Here is a 17219-nt window from a genome sequence, read left to right as displayed (position 1 = left end):
CCACTACATTGGGGCGCATGGCCGCAACCCTCGCCCCGGACCAGCTGACCGCCGCCAACCGTGTCATCACCAGCCTGGCCGGTGAGGGCGCCGCGCTGCGCGACGACCAGCTCCGGGCCGTGACCGCACTGGCCGGCCGGCCCGCCGATCCCACCGAGCGCGGCGCCCGCGTGCTGGTCGTCCAGGCGACCGGGTGGGGCAAGTCGGCGGTCTACTGGTCGGCGACCGCGATCATCCGGGCGGGTGGCGGGGGGCCGACGCTCATCGTGTCACCGCTGCTGTCGCTCATGCGCGACCAGGTCGCCGCCGCCGCTCGCGGTGGGTTGTCGGCGGCGACGCTCAACTCGTCCAATGTCGACGAGTGGTCGATGATCGAGGCACAGCTGCGCGCCGGCGACCTCGACGTGCTGCTCGTGTCACCGGAACGGCTCGCCAATCCGGGCTTCGGTCGCCGGGTTCTCGACGCCTTGGCCGGCAACCTCGGCCTGCTCGTCATCGACGAAGCACATGCGGTGTCCGACTGGGGTCACGACTTCCGCCCGGACTACCGCCGCGTCGCCGACGTGCTGCGTACCGTCAACCCGACGACGCCGGTCCTGGCCACCACCGCCACCGCCAATGCCCGCGTCACCGACGACGTCGCCGCTCAGCTCGATGCCGGCTCCGGTGGTGAGCCGACACTCGTCCTCCGCGGACCGCTGGCGCGGAAGTCCCTGCATCTCAATGTCCTCGACGGCCTCTCCCCAGTCCAGCGGTACGGGTGGGTCGCGCAGTCGCTGCCTTCGCTGCCGGGGTCAGGCATCGTCTACGTGCTGACCGTCGCCGACGCCGACCGCCTGGTCGAGGCGATCCGGGCCGTCCATGGCGACGCCGTCGCGGTGGCGGCCTACACCGGCCAGCTCGACGCCGACCGCCGCCATGAACTCGAGGACGCGTTGCTGCGCAACGAGGTCAAGGCGCTGGTCGCGACGTCGGCGCTCGGAATGGGTTACGACAAGCCAGATCTCGGCTTCGTGGTGCATGTCGGGTCACCGCCGTCGCCGGTCTCCTACTATCAGCAGGTCGGCCGTGCCGGACGCGCCCTCGACGACGCCGTCGTGATGCTGCTGGCGTCGCAGACCGACGACCGGATCTGGGACCATTTCGCGACCGCGACCATCCCCGATCCCGACAAGATGCGTGACCTGCTCGCCGCCCTGGAATCCGCGGCGGAGCCGCAGTCGGTGGTGCAGCTCGAGGCCGCCACCCGCTTCCGGCGCACGCGTATCGAGTTGATGCTGAAGCAACTGGCGGTCGACGGCGTCACCGACCGGACCGCCGACGGGTGGGTCGTCACCGGCAAGCCCTGGACCTACGACGCCGAGCACTACGACGGCATCCTCGCCGTGCGCCGTCGGGAGGCCGACATCATGCGCGCCTACATCGCGGGCCGCACGTGCCTCATGCGGTTGCTGACCGAATCCCTCGACGACCCGCAGGCCGCGGACTGCGGACGCTGCTCGGTCTGCCGGGGCGCCCTCAGCGAAGGACTCCCCGATTCGGTCGACGCCGAGATCGTCCGCACCGTGACCTCGACGCTGCGTCGCAAGGCCCAGACCCTGGACCCCCGCAAGATGTGGCCGGGCGGCGAATTCGGGCGTCGCGGAAGAATTTCCGCCGATCTCCTGGCCGAGCCGGGTCGTGTCCTGGCCCATGCCGACGCCCCGGAGTGGGTCGAGGTGCTGGCCGCGGCCCGCAACGGCGACGAGCGCGCGCTCGCCGAGTTGGGCGACGCCGCGGTTGCGACGCTGGCCGCGTGGGTGCGCGACACCGGTATCCGGGCTGACGTCATCGTGTCGCTCCGTCTGACCGGCACCGTCCTGGCCGAGACCCTGGCCGACCACCTGCGGAAGGTCGGGAAACGCGAGGGCGGCAGTTTTCCCGTGCGCATGGGCGATCCGCCCACCGACGCGACCGGCGCGGTCGAGGCCGCGTACTGGCGCGACCACCTCGGCGACCCGCCCGACGTCGCGGGCCGCGCCGTGCTGCTCGTGGTCGACGCCAACGGCTCGGGCTGGCCGATCACCCTGGCCGCCGCCGCCCTCCGCGAGGCCGGCGCCACCGCGGTGCTACCGCTGCTGATCCACCGGACGGTGTGAGCCCTCCGCAAACCCACCCCTTTTCGGCATACCCAGCACCCTGACGAGGGGTGGGTTCGCCGAAAAGTGGTGGGTTTGCCGGACGGTCGGGTCAATCGGCGACGTACTCGCCGTACCCGAGCGACCGGAGGCTGGCGCGGATCTTCTCGGCCGCGGCGTCGAGGTCCTCGGGGCGGGCGTTCTTGTTCGCGTTCGCGAGGTCGAAGGTCTGCATCGAGAGCGCCGGGAACACGTGGACGTGCACGTGCGGGACTTCGAGGCCGGCGATGAGCAGGCCCATCCGCGGCGCGTCGAAGGCGTCCTTCACCGCGCGACCCACGTTCTGCGCGACGGCGCTCAGGTGCGCGAACGCGGCGGTGTCCATCTGCTCCCAGTGGTCGACCTCGGCGCGGGGAACCACCAGGACGTGACCGGGCGTGACCGGTTCGATCGTGAGGAACGCGACCGCCTCGCCGTCCTTCCAGACGAATCGACCCGGGAGATCGCCATTGATGATCATGCTGAAGACCGATGCCATGGGCCGAGTCTAGCCTGGCGCTTCAACGCCCATCTCATGTCGTGAATGGTGAATGGTGTAGTGAATTGGGCAGATTCCGCTACCAGTGTCTGTGGCGTGGACCCAGTGTGGGCACTCCTCCCAGCGCGGGCAGTCCGGCCTACGAATGGTCTGCGACCTCCAAGTTCGGCAGCACCACCTTTGTGACCATCGCACCCGCCCGCGTCCATCATGGGTCACGCTCGACGAACTCTACGAACGCGCAACAGACGCACGAGCGTGCCCGACCGAGTTGATCCGCTTCGGCGACTTTCCGCCTCCGGTGGTAGCGCACTGCCAAACCCGCAGATATCCCGAATGCACATGGAAGACCCGCTCGTCGTCGGATGCATACTTTCGTCTGATCAGAGGACACGATGACGCCGAAGAGTGTCACAGCGGCATGTAAAGATCATCCGGTTCGTACAGGTCCACCTTTCAGGAGCCGGCACATGATGATCAAACGACGATGGATCGCAGGACTGGCGGTAGCGGCTGTGCTGTCTGTCGGAGCCGGCACTGCGGGCGCGGTGCCGCCTCGCGAGCTGAACGGATCGGTGACCGACGCGAGTAGCGATGTCGAGGTCGCGGAGTACGCCTATCGCGATCTGACGATGAACCGGATGTCGCATGACCGCGCAATCGAGTACGCCGCCGGTTACCGGACCGCGGTGCAGGTGACCAGAGCGCTCAACGCTCACCTCGGCCGGTACTGCGCCGCCTCGCGACTCATCGGCCGCGCGCTCTCAGATCAGGGCTACAACAGCGCAACAATCCAGAACTTCGACTATCAGTCCGGCTGCCTCGGTGCGCCGCCGATCACGCATGACCGTCCCACCTCTTGAGACCACAAGTCCTTCGGGGTATTCGGGACTACCCGGCGCGCACTAGATTACAGCGAGGCATGTCAGGGAGGGATACACAGTGAAGATCGTCTATCTCCACGGGGTTGGCAACGGAGATCCCGAGCGCTCATGGCTGGCTGGGCTCAACAGGGGGCTTGCCGGCATTGGAGCGGCTCCGATCGAAGACTCCGATGTGATCGCGCCTCGATACTCGGGCATCCTGAATGCACGTGGAGTCAAGTGCAAGCATCCGGGTAAGACATACAAGGTCAAAGACGATCACGACGAACGGCGCGCATTCGAACGGCGGCAGGCCAAGGTCCAGCGAATGCTCGGTAAGACCGGCGCTGTCCAGACCTTCGGTTTTGGCCGCTTCCCGGGACCGGTGATCAACCGACTCCAGCAGATCGGCATCTCATCGGCAATGGTTGATGTGCTCAAACAGGTCAAGGGCTACATGACCGACGAGGACGTCCGCGCCGCGGTGCTGTCCAACATCTTGGACGACATTCCTGCCACCGGCGAGGTAATCCTCATCGGCCACAGCCTGGGTAGCGTGATCGCGATCGACCTTCTCGATCATCTCCATCCCAAACTTCAGGTGCGACGTTTCATCACGATCGGTAGCCCGGCCGGCTCACCGTCTTTGCACGCCGGCAGTGATCGCATTCTGCAGCGCTTTCCGTACGCTCGGGTTGACGACTGGTCCAACTTTCTCGACTGTTACGACCCGGTGACCGCCGGTCGCGGACTCACCGGCATCTTCAATGGCGCTCAAGACTTCGGAATCAATGGTGCGAGGGAGCATTCCGCGCACCTATACCTCAAGCATCCTGCCGTCGCGAGCGTGATAGCGGACATCAAGTACCCCTCCGCGAGGATTGTTCCAAGCGGAGGTGGCATAGCCCTCAGACTTGACGACGCCGACGCATCGTCACTACTCGCGCTCAAGTACGCCCATATCGTCGCTGGACTCCTCGAGGATGAAAAGACCCGCGACCGCTACGAGGACGCGCTGGCTGTGCTCCAGGACAACTTCGCAGACACGATAGAGGCCAAGGCTGAAGGCAGCCCTCTCCCTACCGAATTGGCTGAACTAGTTCAAGGCCGTCTCCCCACGCTACCGAGGCGCTGGGACCTTCCGGATGCAGTGAGCCAGGCAGTGGTCGTCTCGTTCACCAATGTGCTCGACCCTTATGAGATCGACGCAGGGGATGCACGAATCGACGCATTGACCCGTCTTCTCATGGATCTTGGATATCCAAGCAAGACAGGCAAGAAAGTGGCCAGCGCTGTTCGTGACGTCACTGACGTCGTCGCAGGCAAACGGAGTGTCTTCGGAACAAAGACCCGCGTGTTCGCAGCAGCGGCGGGCATCGCGCTCTTGGCGGCGGGCCCCATCGGTGTCGCCATGGCGGGTGCGGCCGGGGCGGCAGGTGCGGCGGCGATTGTCGGTGGACTAGCTGCGTTCGGACCGGGCGGAATGGTCGGTGGTCTGGCCATGCTGGGGGGTCTTGCATCGACCGGGGCGATGGTAACAACTCTGGCGGCCACCGCGCGCGGTGGAGCTCAACCACTGATGACCGACCCGACGAGTGTCGCCATTCACGTGGCAGTAGCTCACGCGCTCAACTCGATCGGGGAGCCGTTCGACGAGACTCTTTGGTACCGACTCACCGCCGCAGAGGCTGAGATCGGCGCTGAGCTCAACCGGCTCACGGCGTTCAGTGACTTCAAGTCCGCTTCCGTCCAGCGACTAGAGGCATCGCTGGCGATAATCGAGAAGCTCATGGGCTTCATGCTCGCCAACGAGCTCAGCCCGCGCGACCTTGCCGCGGCAGCCATGGAAGTTGAGCAGTCTTCGCATAGAGCCGCGACTGACCCCGGAGAGGACTTCAAGTAGGAGGCTCGGTGATGGACCAAATGCGTGCGAGCGACTGGCTTGACTCACCTGCTAGTGGCAACCCTGCTGGATATGGCCTACGGCTACGTGCGGCGGCCCGCTAAGTCTTTAGGTAGGTAACTGTGAACGAACGCGTACGTCGCTGATCCTGACGCTTCATCCGCAAATCGAAGTTGTTTCTTTTTACAAATGGCTGGAATATATCGAGCCCACGGCCAAGTTGAATGCGCCATCCGTTATCTGTCGTTATCTGCCGATCGTGCAGTCCGTTCTCGAAATCGCAGGTGAACTCGATTCCGCCTTCCTCGACGGCGTCCATGATGTCGGACAGGCCGATGAGCTGCGCCTTCTTCCAGTCGTCCCGTTCGGTCTCCTGAGCAGTACGGACGTGCACCGCGACGGTCTCTTCTGCCGGCTTGGCCGCGATGATCTCGACGAGGAGCTCGTAGAGGTTTCGGAGCTGATGTGGCGCACGAATGTACGGGTCGACGATTTCGATCTTCTTCGCACCCCGTAGGTGCGGAATCAGCAGTCCTTCGAAGGAGTACCCCATTGCATTCTCGGGGATGTCGAGTGCGCCGGTCCGGAGCGGCGCAACCGGGCCCGGCGGCGCAGGAGAGAACGTCGTCGTGCTGGGCGTAGGTGCCCCGTCACTCTCCGCTTCGCCGCTTTCCTCGGTGGTGCGGTGGTACAGGTGCGGGAAGTCCAGTTCCTCCTGGGTGGTCACCGAGTGCCAGCTCCCGGAGGAGTCCTTGTACCCGAAGCGGACTGGGTCCATGGTTCGGTCGATACGCAGGATCTGGTCCTTGACGCGCTTACGGCCTTCCATCGCGAACCGCAGCAGTTCCTCGACTTCGTCCCCGGTAGCGCCGCGGTGCGGGTGGATCAGTTTCATGAGGCCGGAGAACGTCTTTCGCACGCCGTCACGGTCGCGGGTCGAGATCTCCTCGGACAGCACGAAGTCGGGAGCGTAGGCATCGGAGAAGTCCTGGGTGCGCAGGTGGCGCAGCGCCTCGGCGAGGTAGTCGACGACGAATCCGTAGCCGTCGGTGAACAGTTCACGCCGGATGATCTCGACTTCCCAGCCGGGGAGATAGCAGTGCAGCCGGTCGAGGTAGGCGGCGTCGTAATACGACGCGGGCAGCACCTCGAACAGATCGGAGTGGGCGAGCATGGTGGGAACGGGCCGAGATGGCGTGTCCCCCGTGAACCGGTCCGGGTGGTTCTAGAGTCCTGATTGCCCTGTTGAGGGCGGAGAAGGGACGATAGGGATCATGGCGGGACGGAAGCGCCACTCGGCTGAGGACATCGTGCGCAAGTTGCGCCGAGCCGATGAACTGGCGGCCGAGGGCAAGAACGGCGAGGAGATCGCCGCCGACCTCGAGGTGTCGGCGGCCACCTTGTACAACTGGCGCCGCCAGTACGGCGGTATGGACGCTGATGCCGCCAAGGAACTCAAGGAGCTACGCGAGCAGAACGGCCGGCTCAAGCGGCTGCTCGCCGACGCCGAGTTGGAGAAAGACGCGCTGCGGGAGATCGCCAAGGGAAAATTCTGAGCCCGACCGCCAAACGCGCCGCGATCGACATGCTCAAAGACGTGAAGAACATGTCAGAACGTATGGTGTGCAGGGTTGTTGGGCTTTCACGGTCTACCTACCGGCGTCTGCCGTTGGCTCAGACACCGGCCGACCCGGACGCTGGTATGCGTGCACAGCTACGCACCTACGCCCGCAAGCACCCGCGACACGGGTTCCGGCGGGCGTGGGCGCACCTGCGGTTCGACGACGGTATCGAGGTGAACAAGAAGAAGGTGCATCGGCTGTGGACGGAGGAGGGCCTGCAGGTGCGCCGGGCGCCGCGGCGCAAACGAGCCGGGCAATCGTCAGTGCCGATCGTGGCGGCGGATGCGCCGAAGGTGGTGTGGGCATTGGACTTTCAGTTTGACTCGACCGTGGATGGCAAGAAGGTCAAGATCGCATCAATGGTCGATGAACACACCCGGATGTCGTTGCTCAACATCGTGGATCGCTCGATCACCGCCGACCGGTTGGTCGAGGAATTGGAGAAGACCTTCGCGATCTGGGGTGGCCCACCCATGGTGCTACGCATGGACAACGGCCCTGAGTTCATCTCAGAGGCGCTCCAGGCGTTCTGTGCAGGGTCGGTAGGCATCTCCTATATTCCGCCCGGCACGCCGTGGAACAACGGGTTCATCGAATCGTTCAACAACCGGCTTCGCGACGAGTGCCTGAACCGCAACTGCTGGCCCACCCTGCTCGAAGCTCGCGTGGTGATCGACGATTTCAAAGACGACCACAACCACCGGCACCGCCACTCGGCGCTGGGCTACCAGACCCCGGCCGAGTACGCTGCCCGATGCACCCACCAGCACCACCCTGTGGGCTGCGAGATCGACTGACCGACAGCTAGAAGAAACTGGCTCTAGAACTGCCTGGACCGGCTATCGGGGACCTGCCAGGCTCGCGTCGAGGATTCGAGTGACGGCGGTTTGTAGCAAGCCCTGCAACGTGTGTTCCACGGCAGTAGCGTCGCGGCCGTCCGTTGCATAGACGCGAATTGTGATCAGTGGCTCTGGGATATGTGCACGCGCTCCGCTGCGGCGCTGCTCGATTCGTCCGACCACGTCTTGAGCTCGCCCGACTTTGATTAATGTGTTCTCACCCTCGGGGTCGACCGGACTCTCCAAATACCATCCATAGGAGAAGGCATAGATACCCGTAACTCCGCGCAAGGCCAGGCGCCGTCTGCACTTCGACTACGACCTCAGCGTCGGCCTGGGCCTCGAGCCCTGGATCAAGTCGATCACGCGCATGCAGAACCTCGCGCGATTCGTGTTCAAGAGTTGGAGGGCAGAAGGAGAAAGATCGCCCCTACTCCGCTTGAGCAGTCCATTCAACGCCGAGGCGGATGCTCTCAGAGTTGCCGGTGCGCTGGGAACCTTCCTCATCCAGAGCCGCCTCAATATGAGCCTGGTAGTGGTAAACGAAGCCTGACTGTCGACATTTAGCCGATCCGCTATTCCCCTAGCGTCCAGCCCTTCCCGCGTGAGGTTGTAGACGTCCCCGATTCTGCCCTCTTGCGTCGCGATGAACTCGGCGAGTTCATCCCTCGGACTCGTAAAGCCGGCATCGGGTGCAACTCTTCAGCCTGCATGTCCACTTCTATCCGCTCCCATTTGATCTGCCAGGCCGCAAATCGATCCGCCAGCCTGCTGCGTCATCCGGCGAAACCCCAGCCCCCGCGACGACCGAGATCAGGTCTTCCTGCCGTGCTTGTCCGAACGCCAACCGGTAGTAGGCGACGCGTTTCTTGACACGCTCGATCCGTGCCTCGTCGGTACTCAGCTGGTACGGAAGGACGTCGCGGTATACCTTGTGCGGTCCGGGGTAGACCCAGTCTGGGGCAAGTCCGGGGACGTCCGGATGCGGCGTGTCGGCGCCGGCCAAGCGGTAGGCCTCGCGCCACGGGTTTGGTGATCGGAGCATCTCCGCACCGTGCTTGTGGGCGATGTTCCGTCGAACTGCATGTCCGCGAAAGCGATTGACGCGTCCGTCGCGTTGCTCGAAGTCGACCGGACTACTCGGAACATTCCAGTGCACAAGGTTGTGGCACCACGGGTGAAAGTCGATACCTTCTTGGCCGACGCTCGTCGACACGAGCACGAACGGCCAGAACGGTGAATTGAAAGCTTCTCGGATGTCCGTCGAACGAACGGATTGGTCATCCTGCTTGCTGTCACCGAAGCGCATGGCGAATCGGCAACGGAAGTCGATGTCTTCGCCACCGAGCGGGTCTCGCCCCTTGTAGATCGCGGTGCTGAGTTTCAACGGCTGGGTCGCGTGCAGGGCGAAGGTCACCAACGACTCGTTGGTCATTCCACCCTCCCCCTCTACTGCGGCAAGGTGAAACAGGTACTCGTCGAGCACGGCTTGCAAGTTGCCGTCGGCGCAGTAGCGCAACACCTTCTGCCAGTACGGCGACTCATCCTGATACAGCTCGTCGAGGATCAGCGACGACTCCCAGCGGTTGAACAGCGTCCGCAGCCCCGACGCGAGGACGGCGGCGGCACGCCAGCGACCGGCGAGCGTCACCTGCGAGGTGTCGCCTGAGAGTCGTCCCAGTGCTCGCCACGCACAATTGGCCGGCGAGTGCAGCGCGAGTTGGGCTGTCCGTTCCAGCAGATTCTCCGGCATCACCGAGAACGCAACGTCTCCGCCGCCGCGATGCACTGCTGCGGCTTCGACGACGTACTCGGTCAGCGCCGTCGTCTGCTCGGCGTGGTCGGGGGCGTCCGGGTCATCGAGGTCGCGTACCTGGCCGGCCATAGCTGCAGCCGGCGTCAGTTCTGTATCCGCGGAGAGAACGTCGTCGAGGATCTCGTCCGCCATCGCCAGCGGCCACCTCCATAGTGCGGCAGCAGCTTCGGCATTGCCTGACACTTGCGCGCGCAGAGGGAGTCGCTCACGCAGCCTCGCAGCCAGTTGTGACTCCGACTGCTCACGCCCCACCGAACCACCAGCAGCAGCAGCGTATGCCAGCGGATCGGCATCGTCGGCTAAAGCAGGGAGCGGGAAGAAGATCAGGAAGGACGTCATCGCAGAGAGGTCGCCTCCGCGACGTCGAAACTGCAAACGCTGCGACACATTCTCTTTACTGGCCCGAACTTTGCGTGGCGCAGCAGTGTCTGTTGTCGCTATCCGGCGGCTCGCATCGTGGCTCAGCAAAGACGCAACGGAGGTCGGTGTTGCCGACCACTGCGAGAACACCAACTTCTTCGTCATCGTTTGAGCCTGAAAGCTCGCGTAGGGGCCTTGCGGGGTGATGTAGGGCTGCGACGGCGGCATCCACAGCATCTGCTGCCAGTTCACTCCCGTGGTCTGTTCAATCAGTGTCTGCAGTCGTGAGTTCTGCTGTGGCAATTCGTCGTATCGATCCACAGCTCGCGGATCGAGGCGCTGCAGCTCGGAAAGCAGACTTCGGACGTCGGCGTCTTCGGAATCGCGGTGAACGAACCGGCCGAGTTGATAGGCATCCATAAAATGCACGAGCGCGGGTACGGACTTCCACACATCCATCGGCAGATGAGTGCCGACAAGATGGGCGAGTTCGCTCAGTCCTATGAACTGCTTAACGTCGTCACCAGTCACAGCCGAGGCGTGCATCCGCCGCTCTTTCACCATGTTCGTCTTCACGGCGGATGGGCGTTCTGTTCGGCACATCACCGTCAGAAGCTCGGAACGTAGTCGATCGCGAAGTTCGGTGGGATCGTGGCCGCGGGTGATCGTCTCGCGAAACTCGCTAAGGAGCTTGGCGATACCGCGCGTGCCTTCACCGGGCTCTGTACGGCCCTTCGTCAGGAAGTCCAGCGTCCCCATGAATTGGTCGCGGTGCGACCCCGATGCACTGGTCGTCGTAGACTCCGGATCGGCTGTGTCCTCGATGTCGAACGGCTTGTACGGCGTCGCCGAAAGGAGCAGCACCCGAGCAGCCGGATAATTGAACATCTCCTGCGCAAGCTCGCTGACTGGGAGGTCGTCGGCCAGAAGGTCTGTGAACCGCTGAAACTCGTCAAGGATCACCAGATCGGGCTCCAGTGCGTCGACGCCCGCACGTGCAAGTGTGCGTCGCAGCGCCATGACCACATCCGCGGCCTCCGCATATCCGCCCGGAGGGTCGTCACGCCCCACCGTCCGGTCAATAAGATCTGTGAACGCGTCGAGTAGTGACTCGCTGTTCTCGGAAGGTTGCTCGATGAGCAACAAAAACTGAGCCACGACGTCGGCGTCGAGTTCGGGATTTCCATCGACATTCAGCGGAAGCTTCCGCTCGTACCACGCCACGTGCTCGGCGAAGCGTCGCCAATTCATCGAACCACGCAGAATCCTAAATCCTGCGGTAGCTCTGGATCGTTCCAGCTGCAGGTGGTCACGCAGGATCAGGTAGAGGAGTGCGCGTTCATCGGCGGTCCCGGTGCGCCACCCCTTGGCCGGGAAGGCCTTCTGCGGGGTGAGCGACACCAGATTCACCGGCTTCCCGACCGGCGAGACGGGGGTCTTGAGCTGCTGCGTAGCAGCGGCCAACAGGGTTAGCCGGTTGGACAAGTCGATCTTGGTGCCCAGGATGTCGAGTCGCTTCACGTTCTGACGGGCGACGTCGGCGTTGGAGCATATGTAGACGATATCGATCCGATCGACTGTCGGATCGTCTTGAAGGTCTTCGATGGCGGCCGCAATGACGCCTCGAGCCACGATGCTCTTGCCGAGTCCTGTTTCATCAGCGACGAGGTAGCGGGTGCCAGTCTTCTTGCGATACAGCACATCGACAACTTGATCGACCGTGAACCGTTGAAAATCGCGTAGTTCCGCGAGGTACGGCTCAGCGCTGAATCTGCCCTCACTCACCGGAAACCACACCCTCGAGCTCAGTAGCTTCGACTATGGCTTTCCACAAATGCTCGAATCCTTCTGGAAGAACTTGATGTGGGTCGCCTCTGTCGATGATCGACGCAACGACGCCGGACAGATGCCCGAGGACTTCTGGCTCGGCGACCGATGCCTTGAGCATCTGCTCGAACATTCCCTGGTCGACGTGATTCCACCCGCCTGCCGAACCAGAGCCGTTCTTGGGGCTGGGCTTCTCGTCAAAGGGAGTTCCGAACGCCAGCAGCAGCGCTAGGAGTCGACGGAACTGATCGGGATTCGTGATCTCGTTGGTGACGATCTCGTTGAGCCGACGCGGTACGTCTCCCAGTAGATCCGCTTTGACCACGGTCGCACTGATCCTGCCCGAGGAATCTTCGGCGCTGAGCACCATGAAGGCGGTGACGTCGTTCAGACACAGATCGACAAACTCGACGTCGACCTTCGACCCCATTGCGAGCTCGCTCGCGGTTGACGGGTCGGTCAGGAGTGAAACTCTCACCACCACTTCAGAACCCGGGTAGCTCAGAGCATCATTGCTGGTCACACAAAGCGACGCCGTGTCTTCGTCGGTGAGCGTCATCTGAGCGGTGAGCGGCACCGCCGCCAGACTCCGCACAACCGAGTCGAGAGCCAACCGCGGATCGTCCTCGGTGCTCGTGTCCGGCACGATCTCAGCTGCCTCGAGAATTGATCCGAATCCGCCGTTGCTGTCGAGCAATGCTCCTGCGCCGTACGTCTTTACCTGTCCGGTGAGTTCGACAAGTATCTCCACATTTACGTTGAAGGCTGCGCTCGTTGCATTCGCCGAACCGATGAAGAGATGAGCCATACGAGCTCGCTCGATCACATACAGCTTTGCGTGCAGGCCGGTGAACAGTGTGGAGCTGGCCGGATTCTCCTCCGTGTCAGCGGGTATGCCGGCTGTGGGGCTAAGAACGTAGGCGTCCGACACCCACTCGGCCCACTCCTCGGTAAGGGAGTTCAGCGACTCTTGACGCGACACCACGGTCAGCGGGCCGCGCGCTTCGCTGGAAAGGTGTTCGAGCCCTTCGTCTTGCAGAAACGGCGAGACGAGCAGATGACGGTAACCCGAGAAGTCAGGTTTGGGCTGAGGTTTCCCGACAAGCCCGTAGATATGGAAGTTGAGATCGCTCACCCCTGGTGGAAGCTCCCATTCGGCATAACGGATGGCCTCGGTGAGGGTATTGATCCGCTCTACCCGGGGTTGGTCGGGACTGCTCACCGCCGCCGCTGGCAGGTAACGAAGAAGATCGACGAGTGGACGGTTCGATGCGCTGAGGGCCGTCGTGATCCACCCGTCCAGCGTCAGCGCGACATCCCACGATCGATCTTTCGTCAGGTTGCGACTCATCACGATCAGCCGAACGAACTGTTCGCCGGACTCCGTGTTGTAGAGTCCAAGCCACAGTTTCGGATGAAACAGACCGCGCGGATGCGCGATGCCGTGAACCGACTTCTCCAGCAGCGAGAAGAGTGGTGAGCGGTCCCGCGGTACCGCGACTTGTCCGGCCTGGTGGAAGATGTCGATTCGATTGGCACTCGCCCGGATCGCCGCGACCGTCTCGACACGATCCGCTGCTTCGACGTTCGCGCTGCCGGCGAGCGCGAGACTCGGCAGCAGTGCGCTCTCCAGGTCGAGGGTGAACGTTGTGGCTACGAGGTGTTCCAGCGTGCTGCCCGGCGGCGGCACGAGCTGAGCGAGGAGTGTGGTGCGACTGTCAGGAGGGAGCACTGGCAAGCCCCTCCCGAACGTCGTCGAGCAGCGTCTGCACCACCGGCCACCGGAAGTTCAGGCGCGCCGAGCCCGACGATCCACCCCAGTTCTTGATCTGGCGGTCGCTGCCGAGCCGCGAGTTCTCGCCCTTGTTCTTGCGTTCACGCTCACTGATCATCCGTCGAACACCTGGATCGTTCGACATTGTGTGCGGATCTGCGTTACGTACCCGCGCAATCCAGTCGTCGACGAAGATGCGGGTCGCTGGCGCGACAGGACCGGTTCGGCCTCGCCCGACCGTGGACCAGAACGCGTCTGTGTCCCAGTTGGCCACTTCAGTTCGGTTACCGACGATGTCGTCGGCCCATTCCGAGAGAAGCTCCTCATAATGGTCGGCGAGACCGTCGTCGGCGCTACTGAGCGTGTCGTGTTTTTCCGCGAGCAGCAGGTTGTAGGTGAGAGCGGCGCCGTTGATCGCTAGCGAGAACAACCGTGCATGTTCGACGACTGCCCTGAGATCAGTGGAGGCGGTAGCGAGCGCCGGATGGGCCCACGGGATCTGTGCATCTGCCGGATCTGTGTCGAGCCCGTCGGAGAGAAGGTGTGCGAGGTAGGTCCCGGGCGCGGCGACAATGATTCGCTCGCGCAGCCATTCGGCTTCGTCGTATTTGAGGTCGAGGCCGTCGTCGAGTTCTGCCGGGAAACTGTCAGGCGGCGGCACTCCGACGTTCCAGGTGAGAGCCTTCGGATCGACCAGAATCCGGTAGCGATGGAGCGCGGACCAGTAGATGCTCGATGGCAGGTTCCGCACGGCCTTGCCGGCTCGCGCGCCGATCATTCCGCGCACCGGAGTTGGTGATCGCAAGACCTCGATCAGGCGGCGTTCCTCGTCGTTTGCCTTCGAGGTGACCAATGTGCCGCTGTGTTTAGCGGCTGCGCGCTGAAAGATCCACGGGATGATCAGGAAGTAGCGGGGTCGTGCGTGGATTGTCGAGGTGCCGGGGAACATGAGGTCGGCGAGTCCGTCGCGCACCTGTCCGATGCCCAGGTCATCCAGCGTGCTGGTGTCGCTGAACATCTTCACGAGCTCGCGCATGCGACGCTCGTCCTCTTGCGAGGTGTCTAACCAGGCGAGACTCGACACAGAACATCTCCCGTCGACGATCGGCATGGTGCCCAGGTCCGCGAGCGGCACAGGCGTACAAGTCGCAGGTCGGGCGTTGGTCACGCTATCGGCCAATCCCACGGTACGTAAGAGATTCGGATCAGCCCATCGAAGTAGTTTTACGATGGAGCTAGCTATTCGCTATTTCGTGCCTCACTCGGCTTTGAGATCGGTACGTTGACGACATGGGCGCCGCATCTACATACGTTTGCGACCTGTGCGAATACCGCGCCGACTTCGTGACCGGAGACTTTGACTTCGGCTTCCTCGGGGTTGTCGTCACACCCGTCATCTGCAACGAACACGGCGTTGTCAGCGCGGAGACGGGCCTGAAGCCAGGCCAGACTCCGAGATCGTCCGACGTCACGTACCCGTGCGCCGAGTGTAAAGAGCTCTGCGGCCAGTGGGACCGAACAACTTGTCCCTGGTGCCGGCAACCCACGATGCACGAAGCGTTGGACGGACCGATCATCATGTGGGACTGAGGACGGTCCGAAGCACAGCCGACGATCAGCCAGGCGGGACTTTGGTCCCGACTTTGTCAACCTGGTAACACGCAGCAACGTCCGCTCGATACGTGGTCGGGTGGATGTCAGTCCCCCGTGACACGCCTGCGGTTTCACCCAGCGGCGTCGGCTCAACTCGCTTGCCCTAGTGAAGTGTCGGAGAGCCATGTCAGACTCTTGCCTACTCAGAAAGGGCGCCCATGGTTCTCCCCCTCATTCCGGTTGTCGCAATCGCAATCGGCGCTGCCGCCGGCGGCGGCGGTCTCGCGCTTGGCGGCAAAGGTGCGTACGACATCAAGAAGGCAAGCTCTGAGCTCTCTGCGGCGCGCGAGAAATACGAAGCACGTCGTGCGGAGAGCGAGGCCCTCGTCGAAAAGATCAATGACCGAATCGTTCGCTACGGACGGCAGCAAGAGGCGGCGATGCAAACCGTCGTTCTTCGGATGCACGACTTCCTCGTGCGCAATGAGCAGAAGGTGCGCGACAGCGAGAAGCTGCTGGTCGACGGCATCGACGCCACCGTGAATCTGCTCACCGCATCGGGATCAGTCGACCTCTCGGCGGCGCAGTGGGTTTCCGGGATTGTGGGTTCGATCGGTGCCGGCGCGGGGGCCAGCGCCGCGACCACGAGTGCGGTATCCACCTTCGGTGCGGCGAGCACCGGCGCCGCGATCTCCGGGCTCTCGGGCGCCGCCGCGGAAAGCGCCACTTTGGCCTGGCTGGGAGGCGGAGCTGTCGCTGCGGGTGGTGGCGGGATGGCCATGGGCGCACTTGCGCTGAACTTCGTCACCATCGGCCCCGGGCTGTTGGTAGCTGGGTTCGTCGTCAAGGGTCAAGGCAAGAAGGCCGCGACGCAGGCGATGGAGTTCAAGGCGAAGATCGAGATCGAGATCGCCGAACTGGACACGGCCGACGCCCAGACACGCTTAGTCAGTACACGCACCGACGAACTGGATCGTGCTCTGTTCACGATGTCGGCGCGAGCCACCGCTGCGCTCGACGTCCTCGAAGCAGAACCCTTCGATCCAGCACGCCACACACCCCAATTCCAGCGCGCGATGGTGCTGGTCAAGGGCGTTCTCGATATCGCAACCACTCCGGTGATTGACGAGAATGGCGACCCCACGCAGGCGGGGCATGCTCTCGCTCTGAAGTACCGAAACATGACTACAGCCGGTGCAACGGGCCGGGTCAACAACGAGGACACCGCTGGCGGTGAGGAAGTCGAACCAGCGGCGGCCGAGACTTCCGAGGGCCTCGTTGCGAAAGGATCGAATCAATGAGCGACAAGAGTACTCCTCTGACCGGTGAAGTCCTTGGTTCGGGAAGGCGAAGTATCGTTGCCGGCATAGACGGTTTCGCCGCCCTGAACCAGTTAGTCGACGCCGCCCAAGAGTGCATCACCGTCTTCGCGACCGAAAACACGAAGCAAGCGAAAATTGCCGCCTATGAGACGACGGAGATTGCGCGCATCAAAGCTGCGGAGGGGGTTCTGCGGCAGTACTTCGAAGCGACCTTCGACGAGCGTCGCGCGAACTTCGAGGCACTTTTCGAGCGCCTCGACGCGGCATTGGAGAAGGGCGACTCACAGACCATCACTGACGTCGTCCGTGGCGTGGTTGACATCGCGAAGACCTCTCCCCTCGCCGACCTCGGCGACTTGAGCCAGATTCGAGCCGCGCTCGACGATCCCGACCAGGTGTGGGACCTATAGCCGCGCCTCACTGAGTTCCTCAGGAACCCATCGAGAAAGCCTCGCTCGGGTACACCGCTCGATCGACGGACGGCGCCAAGGCGCGAGACACTCGCGCTGTTCGGTCAAACAAGACTGACTCAGTCGGCCGCCGAAGGTCCGGCATCCTGTCTCGAAATGGGAGACAGGGGCGGAACAAGATAAAACCCAGGTTGGATCTCCGGGCAGGACTGTGACCGCCTAGTGGCGTGCCGCG

Annotated in this window: 11 protein-coding genes; 6 read left to right on the top strand and 5 right to left on the bottom strand. The window is 63.2% G+C overall.

Annotated elements, in window-relative coordinates:
• The first annotated feature begins 17 nt into the window (after positions 1-17).
• Positions 18-2138 (top strand): DEAD/DEAH box helicase, encoded by a 2121-nt coding sequence (locus GR168_RS03870; protein ID WP_159370073.1) that lies wholly within the window; start codon positions 18-20, stop codon positions 2136-2138.
• 91 nt (positions 2139-2229) lie between these two features.
• Here the strand turns inward: GR168_RS03870 and GR168_RS03865 are convergent, their stop codons facing one another.
• Complete coding sequence (locus GR168_RS03865) at positions 2230-2655, bottom strand: HIT family protein (RefSeq protein WP_004020640.1); 426 nt, start codon at positions 2653-2655, stop codon at positions 2230-2232.
• Between the two features lie 470 nt (positions 2656-3125).
• Between GR168_RS03865 and GR168_RS03860 the strand changes: the two genes are divergently transcribed.
• Together GR168_RS03860 and GR168_RS03855 are read left to right on the top strand one after the other, a co-directional pair.
• Positions 3126-3518: a hypothetical protein gene (locus GR168_RS03860; protein WP_238995016.1), complete on the top strand. Its 393-nt coding sequence runs from the start codon at positions 3126-3128 to the stop codon at positions 3516-3518.
• Positions 3519-3597: 79 nt separating this feature from the next.
• Positions 3598-5421 (top strand): hypothetical protein, encoded by a 1824-nt coding sequence (locus GR168_RS03855; RefSeq protein ID WP_203235891.1) that lies wholly within the window; start codon positions 3598-3600, stop codon positions 5419-5421.
• 100 nt (positions 5422-5521) lie between these two features.
• On the opposite strand, the gene GR168_RS03850 is transcribed toward GR168_RS03855, so the two are convergent.
• Positions 5522-6595: a BREX system Lon protease-like protein BrxL gene (locus GR168_RS03850; protein WP_159370072.1), complete on the bottom strand. Its 1074-nt coding sequence runs from the start codon at positions 6593-6595 to the stop codon at positions 5522-5524.
• Between the two features lie 100 nt (positions 6596-6695).
• Here GR168_RS03850 and GR168_RS03845 point away from each other — a divergent pair.
• Positions 6696-7840, top strand: a protein-coding gene (locus tag GR168_RS03845; RefSeq protein ID WP_159370071.1) for an IS3 family transposase whose coding sequence is annotated in 2 segments (ribosomal slippage) — positions 6696-6963 and positions 6963-7840 — 1146 coding nt in all. Because the reading frame shifts where the segments join, the coding sequence is not laid out codon by codon here.
• A gap of 763 nt (positions 7841-8603) precedes the next feature.
• On the opposite strand, the gene GR168_RS03840 is transcribed toward GR168_RS03845, so the two are convergent.
• Genes GR168_RS03840 through GR168_RS03830 form a run of 3 tightly spaced genes read right to left on the bottom strand, consistent with a single transcriptional unit; the run spans position 8604 to position 14770 of the window.
• Positions 8604-11843 carry a helicase C-terminal domain-containing protein gene (locus tag GR168_RS03840; RefSeq protein WP_159370070.1) on the bottom strand — a complete coding sequence of 1080 codons (3240 nt, stop codon included), beginning with the start codon at positions 11841-11843 and terminating at the stop codon, positions 8604-8606.
• Positions 11836-13575, bottom strand: coding sequence for a phospholipase D family protein (locus GR168_RS03835; protein WP_238995015.1), 1740 nt, complete (start codon positions 13573-13575; stop codon positions 11836-11838). The genes GR168_RS03840 and GR168_RS03835 overlap by 8 nt, the downstream gene beginning before the upstream one ends.
• 28 nt (positions 13576-13603) lie before the next feature.
• Positions 13604-14770: a DUF6361 family protein gene (locus tag GR168_RS03830; RefSeq protein WP_159370068.1), complete on the bottom strand. Its 1167-nt coding sequence runs from the start codon at positions 14768-14770 to the stop codon at positions 13604-13606.
• A 700-nt stretch (positions 14771-15470) separates the two neighbouring features.
• Between GR168_RS03830 and GR168_RS03825 the strand changes: the two genes are divergently transcribed.
• Both GR168_RS03825 and GR168_RS03820 read left to right on the top strand, forming a co-directional pair.
• Positions 15471-16553 carry a hypothetical protein gene (locus tag GR168_RS03825; RefSeq protein ID WP_238995013.1) on the top strand — a complete coding sequence of 361 codons (1083 nt, stop codon included), beginning with the start codon at positions 15471-15473 and terminating at the stop codon, positions 16551-16553.
• Positions 16550-16984, top strand: coding sequence for a hypothetical protein (locus tag GR168_RS03820; protein WP_159370067.1), 435 nt, complete (start codon positions 16550-16552; stop codon positions 16982-16984). The genes GR168_RS03825 and GR168_RS03820 overlap by 4 nt, the downstream gene beginning before the upstream one ends.
• Positions 16985-17219 lie beyond the last annotated feature (235 nt).

Origin of the sequence: Gordonia sp. JH63, assembly GCF_009856645.1 — a bacterium.
Taxonomy (GTDB): Bacteria; Actinomycetota; Actinomycetes; order Mycobacteriales; family Mycobacteriaceae; genus Gordonia; species Gordonia hongkongensis.
Note: the sequence above shows the minus strand (reverse complement) of the source record. Positions and strands in the feature narration are given on the sequence as shown.

Coding starts and splice junctions, on each gene's coding strand:
- GR168_RS03865 (WP_004020640.1), bottom strand. CDS start 2,655: ATGGCATCGGTCTTCAGCATGATCATCAATGGCGATCTCCCGGGTCGA.
- GR168_RS03830 (WP_159370068.1), bottom strand. CDS start 14,770: ATGCCGATCGTCGACGGGAGATGTTCTGTGTCGAGTCTCGCCTGGTTA.
- GR168_RS03850 (WP_159370072.1), bottom strand. CDS start 6,595: ATGCTCGCCCACTCCGATCTGTTCGAGGTGCTGCCCGCGTCGTATTAC.
- GR168_RS03820 (WP_159370067.1), top strand. CDS start 16,550: ATGAGCGACAAGAGTACTCCTCTGACCGGTGAAGTCCTTGGTTCGGGA.
- GR168_RS03825 (WP_238995013.1), top strand. CDS start 15,471: ATGGTTCTCCCCCTCATTCCGGTTGTCGCAATCGCAATCGGCGCTGCC.
- GR168_RS03860 (WP_238995016.1), top strand. CDS start 3,126: ATGATGATCAAACGACGATGGATCGCAGGACTGGCGGTAGCGGCTGTG.
- GR168_RS03870 (WP_159370073.1), top strand. CDS start 18: ATGGCCGCAACCCTCGCCCCGGACCAGCTGACCGCCGCCAACCGTGTC.